Source organism: Cytobacillus sp. GQ23, assembly GCF_059758675.1.
This window is the reverse complement of the sequence record NZ_JCAXER010000002.1, coordinates 232,584-251,995: the sequence shown is the minus strand read 5'-3', so window position 1 is coordinate 251,995 and position 19,412 is coordinate 232,584. Positions and strand designations below refer to the sequence as shown.

16 protein-coding genes are annotated in these 19,412 nt (G+C 39.7%); 9 read left to right on the top strand and 7 right to left on the bottom strand.

Annotated features, from left to right (window positions below; genetic code table 11):
- The first annotated feature begins 60 nt into the window (after positions 1-60).
- Complete coding sequence (gene tyrS / locus AC6CHU_RS02910) at positions 61-1,320, top strand: tyrosine--tRNA ligase (RefSeq protein ID WP_498119993.1); 1,260 nt, start codon at positions 61-63, stop codon at positions 1,318-1,320.
- Between the two features lie 247 nt (positions 1,321-1,567).
- On the opposite strand, the gene AC6CHU_RS02905 is transcribed toward tyrS, so the two are convergent.
- The 4 genes from AC6CHU_RS02905 to rpsD all read right to left on the bottom strand — a co-directional run bounded on the left by AC6CHU_RS02905 (position 1,568) and on the right by rpsD (position 4,878).
- Entirely contained in the window at positions 1,568-2,671 is a 1,104-nt protein-coding gene (locus tag AC6CHU_RS02905; RefSeq protein WP_159870937.1) for a sensor histidine kinase, read from the bottom strand.
- Positions 2,661-3,344: a response regulator transcription factor gene (locus AC6CHU_RS02900; protein WP_159870939.1), complete on the bottom strand. Its 684-nt coding sequence runs from the start codon at positions 3,342-3,344 to the stop codon at positions 2,661-2,663. Before AC6CHU_RS02900 ends, AC6CHU_RS02905 begins: the two co-directional genes overlap by 11 nt.
- Before the next feature lie 2 nt (positions 3,345-3,346).
- On the bottom strand, positions 3,347-3,922 hold the full coding sequence (locus tag AC6CHU_RS02895) for a VanZ family protein (protein WP_159870942.1): 576 nt from the start codon (positions 3,920-3,922) through the stop codon (positions 3,347-3,349).
- Between the two features lie 353 nt (positions 3,923-4,275).
- On the bottom strand, positions 4,276-4,878 hold the full coding sequence (rpsD, locus tag AC6CHU_RS02890; RefSeq protein WP_159870945.1) for a 30S ribosomal protein S4: 603 nt from the start codon (positions 4,876-4,878) through the stop codon (positions 4,276-4,278).
- 581 nt (positions 4,879-5,459) lie between these two features.
- Between rpsD and AC6CHU_RS02885 the strand changes: the two genes are divergently transcribed.
- Both AC6CHU_RS02885 and megL read left to right on the top strand, forming a co-directional pair.
- Entirely contained in the window at positions 5,460-7,334 is a 1,875-nt protein-coding gene (locus AC6CHU_RS02885) for a sensor domain-containing diguanylate cyclase (protein WP_498120003.1), read from the top strand.
- A 208-nt stretch (positions 7,335-7,542) separates the two neighbouring features.
- Complete coding sequence (megL, locus tag AC6CHU_RS02880) at positions 7,543-8,733, top strand: methionine gamma-lyase (RefSeq protein WP_498119991.1); 1,191 nt, start codon at positions 7,543-7,545, stop codon at positions 8,731-8,733.
- 55 nt (positions 8,734-8,788) lie between these two features.
- Here the strand turns inward: megL and AC6CHU_RS02875 are convergent, their stop codons facing one another.
- Positions 8,789-9,268 carry a GAF domain-containing protein gene (locus tag AC6CHU_RS02875; protein ID WP_498119989.1) on the bottom strand — a complete coding sequence of 160 codons (480 nt, stop codon included), beginning with the start codon at positions 9,266-9,268 and terminating at the stop codon, positions 8,789-8,791.
- Positions 9,269-9,478: 210 nt separating this feature from the next.
- Here AC6CHU_RS02875 and refZ point away from each other — a divergent pair, with 210 nt between their 5' ends.
- Positions 9,479-10,108, top strand: a complete 630-nt coding sequence (gene refZ, locus AC6CHU_RS02870) for a forespore capture DNA-binding protein RefZ (RefSeq protein ID WP_498119987.1) — start codon at positions 9,479-9,481, stop codon at positions 10,106-10,108.
- A 4-nt stretch (positions 10,109-10,112) separates the two neighbouring features.
- On the opposite strand, the gene hisJ is transcribed toward refZ, so the two are convergent.
- Complete coding sequence (gene hisJ / locus AC6CHU_RS02865) at positions 10,113-10,907, bottom strand: histidinol-phosphatase HisJ (RefSeq protein ID WP_498119985.1); 795 nt, start codon at positions 10,905-10,907, stop codon at positions 10,113-10,115.
- 356 nt (positions 10,908-11,263) lie between these two features.
- On the opposite strand from hisJ, the gene ezrA reads away from it, so the two are divergent.
- Positions 11,264-12,952 (top strand): septation ring formation regulator EzrA, encoded by a 1,689-nt coding sequence (gene ezrA / locus AC6CHU_RS02860; RefSeq protein ID WP_159870960.1) that lies wholly within the window; start codon positions 11,264-11,266, stop codon positions 12,950-12,952.
- A gap of 105 nt (positions 12,953-13,057) precedes the next feature.
- On the opposite strand, the gene brnQ is transcribed toward ezrA, so the two are convergent.
- Entirely contained in the window at positions 13,058-14,401 is a 1,344-nt protein-coding gene (brnQ, locus tag AC6CHU_RS02855; protein ID WP_251283924.1) for a branched-chain amino acid transport system II carrier protein, read from the bottom strand.
- Between the two features lie 332 nt (positions 14,402-14,733).
- On the opposite strand from brnQ, the gene AC6CHU_RS02850 reads away from it, so the two are divergent.
- The 4 genes from AC6CHU_RS02850 to mbcS all read left to right on the top strand — a co-directional run bounded on the left by AC6CHU_RS02850 (position 14,734) and on the right by mbcS (position 19,331).
- The gene (locus tag AC6CHU_RS02850; protein WP_159863442.1) at positions 14,734-15,879 is read left to right on the top strand and encodes a cysteine desulfurase family protein; all 1,146 of its coding nucleotides are present in this window, start codon (positions 14,734-14,736) and stop codon (positions 15,877-15,879) included.
- Positions 15,879-17,084, top strand: a complete 1,206-nt coding sequence (thiI, locus tag AC6CHU_RS02845) for a tRNA uracil 4-sulfurtransferase ThiI (protein WP_251283954.1) — start codon at positions 15,879-15,881, stop codon at positions 17,082-17,084. Before AC6CHU_RS02850 ends, thiI begins: the two co-directional genes overlap by 1 nt.
- Before the next feature lie 281 nt (positions 17,085-17,365).
- Entirely contained in the window at positions 17,366-17,569 is a 204-nt protein-coding gene (locus AC6CHU_RS02840; protein WP_159863440.1) for an alpha/beta-type small acid-soluble spore protein, read from the top strand.
- A gap of 172 nt (positions 17,570-17,741) precedes the next feature.
- Positions 17,742-19,331: an acyl-CoA synthetase MbcS gene (gene mbcS / locus AC6CHU_RS02835; RefSeq protein WP_498119981.1), complete on the top strand. Its 1,590-nt coding sequence runs from the start codon at positions 17,742-17,744 to the stop codon at positions 19,329-19,331.
- Positions 19,332-19,412: the final 81 nt, after the last annotated feature.

Here is a 19,412-nt window from a genome sequence, read left to right as displayed (position 1 = left end):
TTTTGCATGGTTAAAACCTTTAATGCCTTGAAAAATAGCCGTTAATTAGGAGGAATTAAGATGAGCTTACTTGAAGATCTGCAATGGAGAGGAATTGTTTATCAGCAGACAGATGAAGAGGGGATCAAGGATACTCTCGAAAAAGAGAATATTTCTTTATACTGCGGTGTTGATCCCACTGCTGACAGCATGCATATTGGACACCTGCTGCCATTTCTAATGTTAAGGCGTTTTCAAAAAGAAGGTCACCGTCCAATTGTACTTGTTGGCGGGGCTACTGGACTTATTGGTGATCCAAGCGGCAAAAGTGAAGAGAGGAAGCTGCAGACTCTTGAAACAGTACAGCATAATGTGGACTGCATTAAGGGCCAGCTGAAAAGAATTTTTGATTTTAATAGTGAAAATGGTGCAATCATGGTTAACAACTATGATTGGGCAGGCTCGATGGATATCGTAACGTTCCTGCGTGATTATGGGAAGCATGTCGGAGTCAATTACATGCTCGCTAAAGACACCATTTCTTCCAGGCTGGAAACAGGAATTTCCTTTACTGAATTCACTTATACCATCCTGCAGGCAATGGATTTCCTTCATTTATATGAGAACCATAATTGTAAAATACAAATTGGCGGAAGCGATCAGTGGGGGAATATTACTACCGGGCTGGAGCTCATCCGTAAAATGGCGCCTGAAGGTTCCAAGGCTTACGGCCTGACCATCCCTCTTGTAACGAAAGCGGATGGAACAAAATTCGGAAAAACGGAAAGCGGTGCAATCTGGCTTGATCCGGAGAAAACATCTCCTTATGAGTTTTACCAATTCTGGATTAACACTGCAGATGCGGATGTAATCAAATACCTTAAGTTCTTTACCTTCTTATCCCGTGAAGAAATTGAAGATCTTGAAAAAACTGTTCAGAACGAACCGCATCTCCGCAAAGCCCAAAAAGCACTTGCTGAAGAAATGACACGTCTGATTCATGGTGATGAAGCATTAGAACAGGCTGTCAAAATTACAGCAGCCCTCTTCAGCGGAGATATAAAAAACCTTTCGGCTGCAGAGATTAAACAAGGATTTAAGGATGTTCCATCTTATGAGCATACAGAAGGAGAGGAATTGGGCATAGTTGAGCTGCTTGTTGCTGCCCAAATCTGCCCATCCAAACGCCAGGCGCGTGAAGATGTGACGAATGGCGCTGTTTCAGTAAACGGAGAGCGCATAACAGAGCTTGATTACACTCTTACTGATAAAGACAAGATAGAAGGTCAATTTACTGTCATTCGCCGCGGAAAGAAGAAATATTTCTTGATTAAATACTAAAAGTGAAAAGCCCTCCTGTGACGGAGGGCTTTATTTTGTTAGTAGCTGCATCAAGAAAAAGGATTAAGATTCTGAATAGATAGCAGATCCAGTTAATTAATGACGCGAGTTGGGCAGAGTGAGAGAAAAGGGAGTTAATCCAGATGATTACCGCCGAAAATGGAGGCAGAGTGAAGAAAAAGGGAGTTAATCCAGATAATCTAACAAAAAAACTGCCGAAATGCATCAGCAGTTTTAATATTATATTTCATTTTAAAAGTGCCACAGTAAATGTGGTTTTGCCTGTTGTACTGTTTACTTCAATGGTTCCTCCGTGCAATTCTACGATGTTTTTGGCAATGGCTAGTCCTAAGCCCGATCCGCCAGTAAAGGTAGAACGGGATTTTTCGACTCGATAAAACCGTTCGAATATATAAGGAAGGTCCGTTTGAGGAATCGCTGCACCATAATTAGTCATATTGATCATAACGTATTGATTTGATTCACTCAAAAAAATATCAATGTATTTCCCCTCATGTCCATAACGAACTGCATTTTGAAAGAGATTATCAAATACCCTTACCAGTTTGTCCCCATCTCCAGAAACAATAGGGCTTTTTGCTGTCGAGTGAAGACGCACTTCCATTCCTGCATTTTCGAGCTGGAGCTTATATTGTACCACCAACTGATTCAGCATTTCTTCAAGATTAATTAGGTTTTGATCTAAAGGCATAGATTGATTTTGTGTATAGGTATAGTCAAAAATATCGTTGATTAAAGTGTGTAAGCTAACAGCTTTATCATGTATAATCTGAGTGCGATATCTTAATTCCACCTCGTCACGATATCGGTCATTATTGATTAATTCAAGATTCCCTAAAATGGAGGTGAGTGGAGACCTCAGATCATGTGCTACATTTGTGATTAGCTCACTCTTGGCTTGCTCTGCTTTTTTTACGTTTTCCACTGCTTGTTTGTGAGTGGTCATAATATCACGAATACCTTTAGCTACAGGTTCGAATTCAGAAGGAACAGCTAAGGGATGGTCCTTGTTTTCTGATTGATTTAAGTTTTGCACTTCTTGGGCAATCTTCCTTAAATGAAAGGATAGATATCGTATTCGTTCGATGTGATAAAAAATCGAAAGATACAGTACCAGTAATGGAATGAAAAAAATCAGGAACAGAAATTCCCGAAAATAGGATAAAAGAAAAAATAAGCTTTCAAAAAAACTTGAGTTGTTTTCTAAGTACCAGATAGCAGGCATTAATAAGAGATACGTGAAGCCAGTGAAAACAAATGACAGGATGACATATAGGGTAATTTTCCAATTCGGCAAGTGATGGATTAGACTGATCAGTTTATTTTTCAATCTTATAGCCTACTCCCCATACAGTCTGGATGATTCTCTCACCGGGCAGGGCTGCTTCCAATTTTTCACGTAAATTACTGATATGCACCATAACTGTTTGATTCGACCCTCCACTAGGCTCCTTCCACACCTTTTCAAATATTTCTTCTGATGTGAAGACACGTCCGCGATGACTAGCCAGTAAAAATAATATATTAAATTCACGTACTGTAAGTTTAATGGGAACATCATCAAGTGTGACAGTATGACTGTGCTTATCGATAATATAAGATCCTACATGTATAATATCTTGTTCTTTAGGTGAGGACTGGTACGATGCTCTTCGCAGAAGTGCTTTCACACGTGCGGTTAATTCCAGGGGATTAAATGGTTTTATCATGTAATCGTCTGCACCTGTCATTAATCCCATAATCTTGTCTATATCTCCAGCCTTAGCACTCACCATCAGGATTGGAACATGACTATGTCGCCGAGCCTTTTTGCAGAATTCCAATCCATCCATTCTTGGCATCATAATATCTAAGATGATGAGATCGAAGGGTTGGGCTTTAAGAATTTCAAATCCTTCTATCCCATCTGTTGCTTTTATTATGTCATAGCCTTCATTTTCTAAATAAATCTGCATTAATTCAGCGATTTCCCGGTCATCTTCTACGATTAGGATTCTCGTCATTGTCAAACCTCCATAATCTGCAATTCCAAATGCTGAAATATTTTCTTAAAGAGAGATATTTTATATAGTTTGTTGATAATCATAAATCCAATCACAGTCCCAGCAGTATTTGCAATTATATCATTGATGTCTGAACTGCGGCCACTGCCCAATGTAACACGAATAAGTAATTGTATGAGCTCAAACGAAAGACTAAACATCAATCCAAGCGTAGCCGCTTTTTTTATACCTGCCATGTTCTTTATTAATAATGGTATATACACTCCCAATGGAAGCATCATGAGTATATTTAGTAAGAATGTCTTGATGTCGATCGTCACGATGGGAATAGCATTAATAGATTTATACCATGGAGTCTGATTAGCATAACGCCCGAGATTCACACCGATAGGGAAAAATACCAAGTGAATGACACACAGCAGGTATATCACAAATGAGACTAAGGTGACATAATGCATAATGCTGACTGTTTTTTTTCGTTTATTTATCCAGAAAATGAATCCTATAAGCACACCAATAAATAGAGGTAATAAAACATACCATGATTTAATCGTAAACATAATTGAAATTTCATCCATAAAAAATCCTCCTAAATCTTTACTTTAAACACAAGATAAGTTTAGATGGAAATTCTAAAGATTTTTTAAAGAAGGATTAAAAGATATATAAAATGTTTTTAAAGAGCGTGAGTAAACGGTTCCTGCAGGCTATTAATTTTATATGGAGTGAAAATATTCTCTTTCGATTCAGAAACCCTCATTATCTTTTTTCTTCCTTGGCAGCAGTGTTTTTCTATCCATGCCTTCACTCATGCTATTATTTTTGGCCTTGCTTTATTTTGCAAACTAAATAAAAACGAAAAAAACCCTTGAAACGTTGTTTTAACAACAATTCAAGGGTTTTATTAGCATTAAAATACTTAATGCTGATATTAACGAGAGTAGAATTCAACGATTAGAGATTCGTTGATTTCAGCTGGAAGTTCAGAACGCTCAGGCATACGAGTGAAAGTTCCTTCTAGCTTGTCTGCATCGAAAGATACGAAGTCAGGTACGAAGTTGTTAACTTCGATTGCTTCTTTAACGATGTCAAGGTTGCGAGACTTTTCGCGAAGTGTAATTGTTTGACCAGGTTTTACGCGGTATGATGGGATATCAACACGAGATCCATCAACCATGATGTGACCGTGGTTAACAAGCTGGCGGGCTTGACGGCGAGTGCGTGCAAGACCTAAACGGTAAACAACGTTGTCAAGGCGTGATTCAAGAAGAATCATGAAGTTTTCACCGTGTACACCAGGCATTTTGCCGGCTTTATCGAATAAATTGCGGAATTGACGCTCATTTACTCCGTACATGTGACGAAGCTTCTGCTTCTCCTGCAATTGTAATCCGTATTCAGAGATTTTTTTGCGCTGGTTTGGACCATGTTGTCCAGGAGCGTAAGGACGCTTTTCTAATTCTTTTCCAGTACCGCTTAGAGAGATTCCAAGACGACGGGATAATTTCCAGCTTGGACCAGTATAACGAGCCATTTAAGACTCCTCCTTTTGTGTTTTTATTTGGGTAAAATAAAAACAGAAACAGATGTGCACAACAATCATGTTCATTTTGTTTTCATGTACCTTCGCCCTAGCAGCAGAGGGTTACACAGTACCCCATCCCCAGAAACTTGTTAGTCGCCAAAGGCGATACCAACTTCGATATTCTGGTTGAGGAACAAAATGAGTACATCAAGGTGCTCACATAGGCTGCAATATTTTACACAAGGAGTATTATATAATTTTTAGAGGGTAAAAGTCAAGGTGTTCTTTATTTTTAACCCCTTAAGATTTTAAGCATGTATTCATTATAGGGAAAGTTTTTTTCTATGCCAAATTTCACAGTAATTTAGAAAACTGCCAAAGAGTCTCTTTGAAAATATGATATAATTAAAGAAAAATTTGGCAGCAGGCATTTTTTCATAGATAGTATGGCTGATCCTCTGCTAAAACTTTAAACGGAATTGAAACGAAATAGCCGCATCTGTACCGGGATTATTAATTTTGGTTCGTTATTATACACCATATTTGATTTAAAGATTCATGATCTGAGACATTTGATGGGTGATAAGAAGATGGATACACTTGAACGCCAAATGATACTTAATTTAAAAAGCCGGTTTTTTGATATTATCGATACGGAGAACGGTTTCTTTCATTATGAAAAATTATTGAATGAAATGCTGTATGCCATTCAAGCGCTTGCTGAGGCTGATGAAATAACTCTGTACGTTTTTAATGAATGGAAGCAGGAGTTTTTTGCAGAAGCTTCCACAAATCCGGATGCTTTACATTCACTTGCATTTTCAGGTGATTTAAAAAGATGGGCTGAGGCAAACAGAGCGTTCCAGAGGTTAGGCCCTGAGATTTTGGAAGGCCAAATCATGCTTCCTCTTGTAAAGGGAAGCCAGCTGCTGGGCTGTATGATTCTAATAGGGGCATCAGGCAGTTTTCATACCTATCCAGAAAAGGTATTTCGGGAACTTAGCGAAGAGTGCGGGCAATTTCTTGATAAAGCTCAGGGTATGGCCAAAATTGCTTCTGAAGAAAAACGCTACAAACAGCTGTATCGCGTTACAGAAAAATTCCATTCCTCAATGGATATGGACATGGTGCTGGGAGAAATTATTTTTACTCTCCAGGAAATGTACCCCACGTTTACCTGCTATCTTCTGCTATCCCAGGATAACAATAATTATGGAGATCTGCCTATTAGAGACCTTGAATATGACAGCGAAAATATTGCGGCCATGCAGGCCTATGTCACGGGGGCTGTTCAATTTGAAGACTCCCTGCAGGAAGTCCGTTCAATCCTGTATGCTCCATTAAAAGGGAAACAGGGTGTTTATGGAGTGCTTCAAGTTATAGCGCCTAATACCACCATCTTCCCTAAATATGAAATTGAATTTATTACGCTTTTGGCCAATACTGCAGGCAGTGCATTAGAGAATGCTCAGCTTTATCAGCAATCGAAGCGGCTGATAGAGGATCTTCAATTAATTAATGAAACATCCCACCGCCTGAACTCGAATTTGCGCCTTACAGAAACGATGAATTTTATGTCAGATCAGATTCTGCAGTCTTTTGATGCTGAGGAAGCAGGGTTCATCCTGATGCCTATGCCTTCTGATGGTTCAGATGTGAATATTATTCAGGGCAGCACTGAATTCTTCCATACCAAAGAGGCAGATAGGTATATTCAGCATATAAAGAAAAAGATCATCAGAGAGAAAGAATCACTTTTTATAGGAGATTTTTCCTTACAGTTCGAGGATGCTAAAAGCAGCTTTAAATCCATCATGGCAGTTCCGATGACCCAATCTGGCTTATTAAAGGGATTTGCGCTTGTCATGCACAGTTCACCGTATCATTTTTCATTTGAAACATTCAAGCTGCTGCAATCCTTGATTCACCATTCCACGCTGGCCTTCACTAATTCAATGCTGAGAGAAGAGCTTGAAAAGATGGTTGTAACGGATCACTTAACAAAGCTATTTTCCAGAAACTATCTGGATGATCGCATCCATCAGTCCATGAATGAAGATTATGAAGGAACTTTTATGCTTGTTGATATAGATGATTTTAAAATGGTAAATGATACATACGGGCATCAGATAGGGGATGAAATTATTATTCAAGTCGCCAATTTAATAAACAGCAATATTCGCGGCACTGATATAGGAGCAAGATGGGGCGGTGAGGAGCTGGCTCTTTACCTGCCTGGTGTTTCCTTGTCAGCGGGCGCACATATTGCAGAGCGGCTTGTCAGAAAGGTATGCCAGTTTACAGATCCCAAAGTAACTATTTCATGTGGTGTTTCGCATTGGAGCAGAGGAAAAAAAGATTCCTATGCCGCGCTTTTTAAACGGGCTGACAGGGCATTATATACTGCCAAGAATACAGGTAAAAACAAAGTAATACTTGAGTCGGCAGCAGATTCAATTATATAGGGACTGCCTTACTGAGAGGCAGTCTTTTTTTGAGATCCTGATGTCAGATAGCAGTTCCGGCTTGAGGTCAAAAGCCGATGAGCGCACCCGCTTTTCTAATTATTTTTTCAAAACAAAATACTTTCAAAAAATATACTATTATCATATGCTGAAAGAGGAGCGAATTACAGTGAATAATGTAAGCGTTTTCAGTGAAAGGGAGAGTTATATGGATAGAAAACATGGGTTTAACTTCGAGACGCAGGTCATCCATGAAGGATACGATGCAGAAAGCTTAAAAGGAAGCCTGGCACCCCCTATTTTTCAGACGTCAACTTTTACTTTTGAGACAGCACAGCAGGGGGAAAAGCGTTTTGCCGGTGAAGAAGAGGGCTATATCTATTCCCGTCTGGGCAATCCAACGGTAAAGATGCTGGAAGAAAGAATGGCCGCCCTAGAAAAGGGAGAAGCTGCCCTCGCATTTGGTTCGGGAATGGCCGCGGTTTCAGCTGTTCTGTTTGCTTTAACGAAAACAGGTGATCATATCTTATGTTCTCAGGGAGTGTATGGGTGTACATTTGGACTCTTGGAGATGATGGAGGAAAAATATAAAATCAGCCATGACTATTCAGCTATGGAATCGAAGCAGCAGCTGCTTGATGAAATAAAGCCGGAGACTGTCTGTATTTATGTTGAAACCCCAATAAATCCAACGATGAAATTGGTGGATTTGAAGATGGTTGCAGAAGTAGGGAGAGAGAAAGGAATTCCAGTTGTGGTAGATAATACTTTCTGTTCCCCATATCTGCAGAATCCGATTGAGCTGGGCTGCGATATTGTCATTCACAGTGCAACAAAATACATCGGGGGTCATGGTGATGTAATTGCCGGCCTGGTTATTGGCAGCAAAGAATTTTTGAATGAAGTAAGGATGACTACTCAAAAAGACATTGGGGGCATTATTTCACCATTTGATGCCTGGCTGCTGCTCCGAGGATTGAAAACACTTGCAGTCAGACTTGACAGGCACTGTGACAATGCTGAACAGCTTGCATCGTATTTATTAATGCATCCCAAAGTGGAAAAAGTTTATTTTCCGGGAGACAGCACGAATGCAGATTTCGGCATTGCGCAAAAACAAATGAGAAAGCCGGGCGGGATGATTTCCTTTACTCTAAAGGGGGATAAAAAGACTGCTCAGGAATTTATGAACAGGCTGAATCTGATAAAAATTGCCGTGAGCCTTGGTGATGCTGAGACATTAATTCAGCACCCAGCAACTATGACTCATGCAGTGGTTCCAAAGGAACACCGTGATAAAATGGGGATTGAAGATACATTACTGAGGCTCTCAGTCGGCCTTGAATCATGGAAAGATATCAGGGACGATCTTTCCCAGGCTCTTGAAGGTCTGATATGATATGTAAAAAGAGATGGCCGTTCTCAAAATGGCCATCTCTTTCTTTTAAAATCTTTTACAAGTAGGATACAAGTACTTCTGAAAAGTCTTCCAGGTATTTTTGATCAAGTTCATCAAATCGATTTTTTTCCGGGGAATCAATATCCAGCAAACCAAGAAGCTTGCCATCTTTGATAAGCGGAATGACGATTTCTGATTGTGAAGCAGCATCACAGGCAATATGTCCCGGGAATTGATGGACATCTTCTACACGGATAGTTTCCATTTGCTCAGCAGCTGTTCCGCAGACACCTTTGCCGAGGGGGATTCTTACACATGCAGGCAGACCTTGAAAAGGCCCGAGAACAAGCTCGCTTTCTTCCATCAGGTAAAATCCTACCCAGTTTGTACGATCAAGGAATTGATTAAGAAGTGCTGATGCATTGCTTAAATTGGCAATGGTGTTTGTTTCCCCTTCCAGAAGAGCAGAGAGCTGTTTAATCAATAATTTATAATTTTCTTCACGGGTTCCCTTGTATGATTCGACACTAAACATCACAAATCACCTTGCTTTCTCAAAGATATATGAATTTCCTGGCAGATGGACAGGAAATTAGAAGGACATTGTCGAGAAGTTTAAAAAGGATAAGACGATTTTAGCAAGAATACTTAATTATCACAACAAATCCGTTTTGTACAAGCTGTAATATAATTCGCTCATTTATGTTTGAAAAGAGACTTTATAAAAGAAAGCGAGGCGGGAACATTGAAAAAAAATTCAAAAGAGGCAATTGTGTCTGCCGCTATCTCCTTATTTAATACGAAGGGCTTCTCTGGAACTTCCATCCGTGATATTGCGGGCAAAGCTCAGACGAATCCAGCGAATATCGCATACTATTTCGATAACAAACATGGGCTGCTTGAATATTGCTTTACTGCATTTTTTGAAGGGTATATTCAGGAGGTAGAGAAGGGTTTTTCATTTCTTGAGCAGGGGGCAGCTTTAAGTCTGAAAAAAATAGCGCAAAATATCATGATTTATCAATTTGAGCATAGCCATTTAACAAGATTGATACTCCGGGAAATTTCAATAGATTCCCAGGTAGTAAGGGAAATCATGTCCACTTATTTAGCAAAGGAAAAGTTTTATTTTGGCAAGGTGCTCGAAAGAGGCATGAAAACAAAAGAATTCCGTACCCATTCAGCCAACTATATGATTATTCAGCTGAAAGGACTTCTGTCCATGCCATTTTTGAACACACATTATATGTCTGAAGTACTGCACGTATTTCCTCATGAAAAATATTTCGCGGACAAATATACGAAAGAGATTTTCAAATGGGTTGATGGAGTTCTGTGCAATCATGCCGGAAAAACTTATGCTGCTGTACTCTAAGCATTTAAAGGCAGTTCATTCTATCAAGGCCTTGGCCCATTTCCTTTGCCTGATGAGAATCGGACCCATAAACAAGTTTTATGCCTTTTTGCATAGCTGCTTCTGCAGCCCAATCGGGAGGATAGGACTCTTTGCATAATGGCTTTGCAAAACCGGCTCCGTTATAGTCGAGTTCATAGCCCTGATTATGCACTTCATCAAGTATTTGGTTAATTTCCGCTCTATATTCCCGATTAGCGGGATATTTTTTTTGAAATTTTTTTACCAGGGTGATATGGCCAATCCTTTTAGGTTTAAATGGCCCTAAATCTGCTTTTAAAGATAAAAGCACGGTACGGAAATAATTCAAATAAACTGCTTCAATAGAACCGTATTCTTCGATCATCTTTGCAAAAACATCCGGGCTGTAGTCCAGGCATTCGTAGCGGCTGCCATGCTTTAGGAAATGTACAGATAAGATAGAATCATCCATATATTTTCCATTTATATCGAGAAACTCTTTGATATCCTTTTCAAAGCCTTCAATGTAATCTATTTCAAGCCCCGCATTAATCCTGATTCTTCCTTGATAAGCAGCTTTTACTTTTGAGATTTCAGAAAAATATTTTTCCAGATTTTCTTTGCTCATTGCACTGTCCTGAGCGGGTGCCGGGTCCTCAAAACCTTTAGGAAGCGGAGCATGTTCAGTAAAAGTAATCTCATTAAACCCCAGACTTATTGCTTTTTCAACATAATCTTCCAATGAATCCTTTGTTCCGTGCGGGCAATAAGGTGTATGGATGTGGCCGTCTTTTAGCATATGAAGAGCTTCCTTTCTGTCATGGTTTAATTGATGCAGTACTCAAGTCTCTTTTTAACATATCTCGTAAATTAAGAAGGAAATCATTTATAAAAAGCGAATTGTTTGTATTTGAACAGCTCATATAGTTCAATTAAAAAATACAGATGCTATAGTTATTTTCCGAAAATAGCATTTTAAATAAGATATTTAAAGAAGAAATTCATAAAAAAATGAAATAAATAGTCAAAAAATGTCGTTTACATGGTATCATAAAAGCATTGAAAATAACATGTGAAATAAAGAAACGCCTCACGCTTTTTAATAAAAACTTTACATATACATACTGGCTCGGGAACAGAACAGGGGGCTTTAAAATGGAATACATAATTGGAGCTATAGTCATTCTTTTTTGCCTATATCTCACCGGATATTTTTTAAAGAAAAAACATTACAAAGAAATTGACAGGCTGGAAACATGGAAGATGGAAATAACGGATCGCCCTGTTCTAGATGAAATGTCTAGAGTTAAAAAGCTGAATATGACGGGGCAGACAGAGGAATTATTTGAACGCTGGAGAAATGAATGGGATGAAATAGTAACTTCACAGCTTCCTGATGTGGAAGAATTATTATTCGATGCTGAAGAAAGCATAGATAAATACCGCTTTAAAAATTCCCAGGAAATTCAGAAAAGAATCGAAAATAGATTAACTGAGATAGAAGAAAACATTAATAATCTGCTAACTGAATTGAATGAGCTGGTAGGCAGTGAAGAGAAAAACAGAGCGGAAATTGAAGAATTGAAAGAAATGTACCGCCAATGCAAAAAGTCTCTGCTTGCCCATCGCCATACATTCGGCAAATCCGAAAAAATCCTTGAAGAACAGCTGGATGAAGCATTGGCTAAATTTGAAGAATTCGATGACAAAACCGAAAAGGGCAATTACCTTGAAGCTCGTGAAATCCTTCTGGTGATTAAAGCGCTGATTGAGGATTCACATACCAAAATGGAAGCTATACCAAGTCTGATGATTGACTGTCAATCCAAGATCCCGTCTGAGCTGGAAGAGCTGAGAGACGGGTATATGGAAATGCTGGAGCAGGGCTATATGCTTGACCATCTGCAAATAGATAAAGAAATTGAGAGACTTGAAGAACAAGTAAATGGATATGCCGGCTCCATCGATCAAGCACAAATCGAGGAAGTTCAAACAGGAGTCGAAGAGATTAAAGAAAATATTGAACATCTGTATGATCTGCTTGAAAAGGAAGTACATGCCAGACACTACTTAAGCCAGCAGGATGAAGCAACAAGAACCATGCTCTATAATAACCGGGATATGAACAATCAGCTAAAGGCAGAGATTGCGGCTGTCCGGAATAGCTATCATGTTCCCGAAAAGGATCTTGAAATTCAAATCCACCTCGAGAAAAAAATAAGTCTGCTGTTCAAAAAATTCGAAGTGCTGGAGCATAAGATTAACAGCCAGAGTACTCCTCATACAGTTTTAAGAGAAGAGCTTGCTGAAGTCAAGGAGCATATTGAGGAGATATCAGAAGAGCAGACAGCTTTTGCCGAAAAGCTCCAGGCTTTACGAAAAGACGAAATGTCTGCAAGGGAAAAAGTGAAAGAATTAAGCAAGAAAGTGGCAGAAACGATAAGGCTTATTTCCAAAAACAATGTGCCTGGAGTTTCCCAGGAATATAAATATTTGATCGAGGATGCGAAAGAAAGCATAGAAAATGTGCTGGCTAAGCTCGATGAGAAACCATTGAACATTCCTGCTGTCCAGCAATACCTCGAAGTTGCGGTGCTGACTGTTGATAAGGCTGCTGATTCTGTGAGTGATATGATTGAGACGATCCTTCTGGCTGAGAAAGTCATTCAATATGGCAATCGGTACAGAAGCAGTTATCCATCTATTGATAATGGATTAAGAGATGCAGAAGCTTCGTTCAGAAGTTATGAATATAAAAAGGCACTGGAACAGGCTGCTGCATCAATTGAAGAGGTCGAGCCTGGCGCGATCAAGAGAATAGAAGAATTAATAACTGAACAATAAAAAAACAGATCCGAATTTCGGATCTGTTTTTTATTAGCAATTTTAAAAAATAGAAAACTGTCTGGCCCCCATTAGCAGATAGGCGGGTGTCCAGGAGCATTTCAATTATTCGTTGCCGGCAATTATTTTTTTTGACTCCCCAACAGCAACCGCCATGAAGTAACCTATAACAGCTCCAGCAATGGCAGGCACAATCCAGCCTATTCCCTCAGCAAAGAATGGGAGGAATTGCAGTGAATCCGTAATGGCGGATACATCCATTCCTGCAGTGTTTAAACCATCCAATAAACTGATTAAACCAGTGGGGATTAAAGCCCCTATATATACCGCAGAGTATCCATTAAACGCATTGTGAATAAAAGAAAAAAGTATCAGCACGATGGCCAGCGGATAAATTATGATCAAAATTGGCAAAGAAAGCTGAATCAGCTGTGTTAAACCAATATTTGAAACCACCATGCTGAACAATGAAAGAATGATGACAATGGCTTTATAAGATACTTTTGGGAGCAGTTTATGAAAGTACTGCGCACTGGCAGACACGAGTCCAATAGATGTTGTTAGGCATGCTACTGTAATGGCCAGTCCCAGAATCATTCCTCCAGCAGGTCCAAATAGGTACTGAGAAGCTGCGGATAGGATAGCGCCGCCATTATCAAGTTGACCTATTGTTTCCATACTTGATGCCCCGATATACGCAAGGGACAAATATACAGCCGCAAGACCAGCAGCAGCTATAAGTCCGGCAGTAATGCAAATTTTCATAAGTGAGTGCTTATTTTTCACACCCATCCCCTCTATTGAACCAATAACTATAATACCGAATACTAAAGCTGCAATTGTATCCATTGTCAGGTAGCCTTCAATGAACCCCTTAAAGAACGGTCCCTCAGCATACGCCCCCATTGGAGCCTGCATTTCGCCCATTGGTGTAATGATGCTTTTTATAACCAGAACTGCAAGGATAATGAGCAGTGCAGGTGTGAAAATATTCCCAATTCTATCCACTAATTTCGATGGATTAAGAGAAAGCCAGGCTGTAATGCTAAAAAAGGCAACAGTATATACCAATAAGGAAAAGGGACTATTGGAAGCGGTTTCAGTCAGAAACGGAGTAACCCCTATTTCAAAAGCAACCGTTCCAGTACGCGGGATTCCGAAAAGTGGTCCGATGGCTGAGTACATAATAATCGTAAAAATAATTCCATATAATGGGTGAACCCTGCTTGCAATCGTCTGTAAATTCCCATTTTTGGCAATGGCAATGATGCCCACTAGCGGCAATCCAACACCTGTAATTAAAAATCCGATAATAGCAGTCCATACATTCGTGCCGGCAGATTGTCCAAGGAATGGAGGGAAGATCATATTTCCTGCCCCAAAGAATAGAGCAAATAACATGAGTCCGACGGCGAGAATTTGTTTCGGTGCTAGTGTTTTATTCTCCATATATATCCTCCTGAAGATGGTTCCATATCATAATGTTTAGAACATTTTCATATTAGCACAGGTGCTAAAAAAAATGTCGAAAAAATACGAAGTCTTAATATTTAGTATTTTATATAATAAAAGTTCAAAATGTACTCGCTCAAATAATAATAATAACAGCTTTCCACGTGAAAATTAATCCATTCATTCGGTTAAACTGGTCAAACTTGAATAATTTAAACAGTAATGAATTGATATTTGAATTAAAAGCTTCATTATAATTTCCAATCTTCACTGGTTATGCTATGATTTAAAGTTGGCTAAAGGGTTATCGGAACGGAAAGGAGAAGACCGTGATTTATTTAGATAACAGTGCAACAACTAAACCATATAAAGAAGTGCTTGATTCTTTTATAAAGGTTTCTTCAGACTACTTTGGGAATCCCTCGTCCCTCCACGAATTTGGAGGTAAGGCTGAGAGACTGCTGATGCAGGCGCGTGAGCAAATTGCCCATTTGCTGAATGTAAAGAACAGCGAAGTGTATTTTACATCCGGAGGGACAGAGAGCAACAATCTTGCTATAAAAGGAACTGCATTAATGCATCGAAAAAGAGGCAGCCATATTATCATCACGGGACTTGAACATGCTTCTGTAAGGGAAACGGCTGAACAGCTGAAGGATTTGGGCTTTCGCATAACTGTAATTGAACCGGATAAAAAAGGTATTGTCCATGCAGAAGACATTGAAAAGGAAATTACACAGGAAACTGTTTTAGTCTCTGTTATGCATGTAAATAATGAAATTGGTTCCATTCAGCCAATCAATGAAATAGGCGAGATGCTGAAGAAGCATGAGCGGGTCATATTCCATGTAGACCATGTTCAGGGAATCGGCAAGGTGCCCCTTGATCTTTATCAGGCCCGTGTGGATTTGTGTACGATCTCCGCTCATAAATTCCACGGTTTGAAGGGGAATGGGGTTTTGTTCATTCGAGATGGACTCCGTATTTCTCCGATACTCTCCGGGGGCAATCAGGAATGGAGAGTGAGAAGCGGTACTGAGAATGTAGCTGGTATTGTGGCTATGGCAAAGGCATTAAGGCTTACAATGGATAACATGGAAAAGCATTTAAACCGGCTCACATCCATCAAAACCTATATTATGAAGGAACTGGGCAGAATTGAAGGGATTACAGTTCATACCCCTGAAAAAAAATCAGCTCCTCATATCGTAAATTTTTCCATAAAAGGATTCAAAGCGGAGGTATTTGTACACGCTTTAGAAGAGCGCGGAATTTTTATATCTACTACCAGTGCTTGCTCTTCGAAGAAATCTGCCCCCAGCAGTACCCTGATGGCTATGGGAATACCTGAAAAGGATGCGAAAAGCGCAGTCCGGGTCAGTTTATCCTATGGTAATACGAAGGAAGAGGCTGAGATTTTTACACGGGCGGTAAAAGAGACCGTTATTAGGCTAAGAGAGGTAATGAAATTATGATAAATTACGACCGTATACTTATACGATATGGAGAAATCTCCACAAAAGGCAGAAACCGCAATAAGTTTGTAGAGAAATTAAGAAAAAGCATAGCAGATGTGCTGAATGAATTTCCCGGCATTAAGATAGAATCTACAAGAGACAGAATGTACGTTGTTTTGAATGGGGCAGATGGAAGAGAGGTTGCTGATCGGCTTAAAGGCATCTTTGGCATTCAGTCATTCAGCCTGGCTGTTAAAGTCAATAAAGATATCGAAGAAATGAAAGCAGCAGCATTGGCCTTATTATTAAAACACTTTGATGAAGGAAAGACTTTCAAGATTACGGCTAAAAGAGCCGATAAAAGCTTCCCTTTAAACACTGACGAACTTAATCATGAATTTGGCGGACATCTCCTGAAGAATGTGCCAGGTCTAAAAGTGAACGTAAAAAAACCGGATATCAATCTGCAGGTTGAAGTTCGCGAAGAAGCAGCCTACCTATCATGCGAAAACATTCTGGGGGCTGGCGGACTTCCTGCAGGGTCAGGCGGAAAAGCCATGCTTATGCTCTCCGGGGGAATTGACAGCCCCGTAGCAGGTTACTTATCCATGAAGAGAGGATTAGAAATAGAAGCTGTCCACTTTCACAGCCCGCCTTTTACGAGTGAACGTGCAAAGCAAAAAGTAATTGATTTGACAGAAAAACTTGCGAATATTGCTGGAACCGTTGTCCTTCATATTGTTCCATTTACAGAAATCCAGCAGCTGATCCATCAGCAGGTTCCTTCGAATTATACAATGACAGCTACAAGAAGAATGATGCTCCGGATTACTGATGCAATCCGCGATAAAAATGATGGCCTGGCCATCATCACCGGGGAAAGCCTTGGACAGGTAGCAAGCCAGACACTTGAGAGTATGTTTGCCATTAACGATGTTACGGCAACGCCTATTTTGAGGCCGCTGATCACAATGGATAAATCAGAAATCATCGACATTGCCCAAACCATCGATACACATGATATATCGATCAGGCCATTTGAAGATTGCTGTACCGTTTTTGTTCCTTCATCACCCAAAACAAAACCTAAACGCGACAAAGTACGCCGTTTCGAAAGCTTTGTTGACTTCGAACCCCTAATTGCAAAAGCTGTTGAGGATACTGAAAAGATGGTTATTAAACCTCAAATGCTCAATGAAGACTCTTTTAGGGAATTATTTTAATAATATTCGGGGTAATTGTTAAAATGGTAATATGCATACAGGTTTTATTCCTGAGTTGATTGAGAGAACTTGATTCCTGAAAAAGGAAGCTCCCGTTCCTATCCTGGAAAGCAAATAACCACAGTGGAAATCAACTGGCTTCCATCTGTATGTATATGCCAATATCCCAGTGCAGCAATAGTTAAATTCTACTTAAAAAATAACACAAAAATTACCAAATAATTAGTGTATATGGCCATGTGATTCTACACATTCTATACTCACAAGGAGGTGAAAATCACATGGCAAACAACAACAGCTCAAACCAACTTCTAGTTCCAGGAGTACAACAAGCTCTTGACCAAATGAAGTACGAAATCGCTACTGAATTCGGTGTAAACCTTGGTGCTGAAACTACTTCTCGCGCTAACGGTTCTGTAGGAGGAGAAATCACTAAGCGTTTAGTTCAAATGGCTGAACAGCAATTAGGCGGTTTCCAAAAATAATTAAATAATATGGCTACAAGGAGCAGGAGTCATTCCTGCTCCTTATTTTTGTGCAAAAAAACTTTTAAAATAATAAATAATTTTAAATTTTATAATAATTTAGTATAATAATTTCTATAGAATATCCATCAAGTTAAGGCAGCGGAAAAAGACATAGTCAGGGGGAGATTTAATGAAACGGGAAGACTTAATCGCACCGGAGAAGTACAACCTCGTATCAGAAATGGAGCGGTTTGCCGGAGAAACGGACAAACTTGCCATAAAGTGGGAAAATGAGCACGGAGAAAAGAAAGAGATTACATATAGTGAATTGATTCAAAATGCAAACAGAATTGGAAACGTTTTCTTAGAAAATGGTTTGAATAAAGGGGATGTTATTCTTATCATTGTTCCAAGACTGATTGAAGCATATCAGGTTTACATTGCATCATTAAAAGCAGGAATTGTTGTTATACCAAGTTCAGAAATGCTTCGTACGAAAGATTTGCAATACCGCATAAATCATGGCGATGTTAAAGCAATTGTCAGCTATTATCCATATGTTGACCAATTTAAAGATATTAAGGAAGCCGAAGCCCTGCAGAAATTTATAATAGGCGGTAAGGCAGATGGCTGGATCGGCCTTGACGAGGAAATGAAACATGCTTCACCTGACCTTTCATTGGCTGAAACTTCTCGGGATGATATGGCATTCCTTTCATATACATCTGGAACAACCGGAAACCCCAAAGGGGTAGTACATACACATGGCTGGGCATTTGCTCACCTAAAAACAGCAGCACCAAACTGGTTATGCATTAATGAAGGCGATACAGTTTGGGCAACTGCTGGCCCCGGCTGGCAGAAGTGGATTTGGAGCCCGTTCCTTTCCGTTCTCGGTTCAGGTGCTACCGGAGTTGTCTATAATGGAAAGTTCGAGCCGAAAAAATATTTGCAGCTGTTACAGGATTATCAGGTAAATGTCCTTTGCTGCACACCGACTGAATACAGGCTGATGGCAAAAGCTGACAATATTCATGAATATAAGCTGCCGGCCCTTCACAGTGCTGTCTCAGCAGGTGAACCGTTGAACAGGGAAGTGATTGATACATTTAAGAAGCATTTTAATGTGAATGTCCGTGATGGCTATGGACAGACTGAAAATACCCTACTGGTCGGCATTACAAAGGATATGGAGTTAAAAGCAGGCTCAATGGGCAAACCGACGCCAGGAAACAGAGTTGAGATTATTAATGAAGACGGTGGGATTTGTGCTGTGGGTGAGACAGGAGATATCGCTGTCCATATTGACACTCCTGCACTCTTTAAAAATTATTATAAAGACCCGGAAAGAACTGCTATGCAATTTCGCGGTGAATACTATATTACCGGAGATAAAGCAAAGAAAGATGAAGATGGCTATTTCTGGTTTGAAGGCCGAGGTGACGATATAATTATCAGCTCAGGCTATACTATTGGACCATTCGAAGTGGAAGACGCACTAGTAAAACATCCTTATGTAGCAGAATGTGCAGTTGTAGGCAGTCCTGATGAAGTACGCGGATCGATCGTTAAGGCATTTATTGTATTAAGGGAGGGTGTCGACCAAAACGATCCCAACCTTGTTTCCCAGCTCCAGGATCATGTAAAAGAGCTTACAGCTCCATACAAATATCCTCGGAAAATTGAGTTTTTATCAGAGCTGCCAAAAACGACTTCCGGAAAAATCATGCGTGTTGAATTGCGTAAAAAAGAAGCCGAAACTGCTTCAGCGCAAAACTGAATGCTTTGAAAAATACAGGCGGAATTCCGCCTGTATTTTTGTTATACTATGGTAAATATGAACTTTATTTTATTAAAGGAG

Coding starts and splice junctions, on each gene's coding strand:
- AC6CHU_RS02895 (WP_159870942.1), bottom strand. CDS start 3,922: ATGGATGAAATTTCAATTATGTTTACGATTAAATCATGGTATGTTTTA.
- rpsD (WP_159870945.1), bottom strand. CDS start 4,878: ATGGCTCGTTATACTGGTCCAAGCTGGAAATTATCCCGTCGTCTTGGA.
- brnQ (WP_251283924.1), bottom strand. CDS start 14,401: ATGGAGAATAAAACACTAGCACCGAAACAAATTCTCGCCGTCGGACTC.
- megL (WP_498119991.1), top strand. CDS start 7,543: ATGGATAGAAAACATGGGTTTAACTTCGAGACGCAGGTCATCCATGAA.
- hisJ (WP_498119985.1), bottom strand. CDS start 10,907: ATGCTAAAAGACGGCCACATCCATACACCTTATTGCCCGCACGGAACA.
- AC6CHU_RS02875 (WP_498119989.1), bottom strand. CDS start 9,268: ATGTTTAGTGTCGAATCATACAAGGGAACCCGTGAAGAAAATTATAAA.
- AC6CHU_RS02885 (WP_498120003.1), top strand. CDS start 5,460: ATGGATACACTTGAACGCCAAATGATACTTAATTTAAAAAGCCGGTTT.
- tyrS (WP_498119993.1), top strand. CDS start 61: ATGAGCTTACTTGAAGATCTGCAATGGAGAGGAATTGTTTATCAGCAG.
- mbcS (WP_498119981.1), top strand. CDS start 17,742: ATGAAACGGGAAGACTTAATCGCACCGGAGAAGTACAACCTCGTATCA.
- AC6CHU_RS02900 (WP_159870939.1), bottom strand. CDS start 3,344: ATGACGAGAATCCTAATCGTAGAAGATGACCGGGAAATCGCTGAATTA.
- ezrA (WP_159870960.1), top strand. CDS start 11,264: ATGGAATACATAATTGGAGCTATAGTCATTCTTTTTTGCCTATATCTC.
- AC6CHU_RS02840 (WP_159863440.1), top strand. CDS start 17,366: ATGGCAAACAACAACAGCTCAAACCAACTTCTAGTTCCAGGAGTACAA.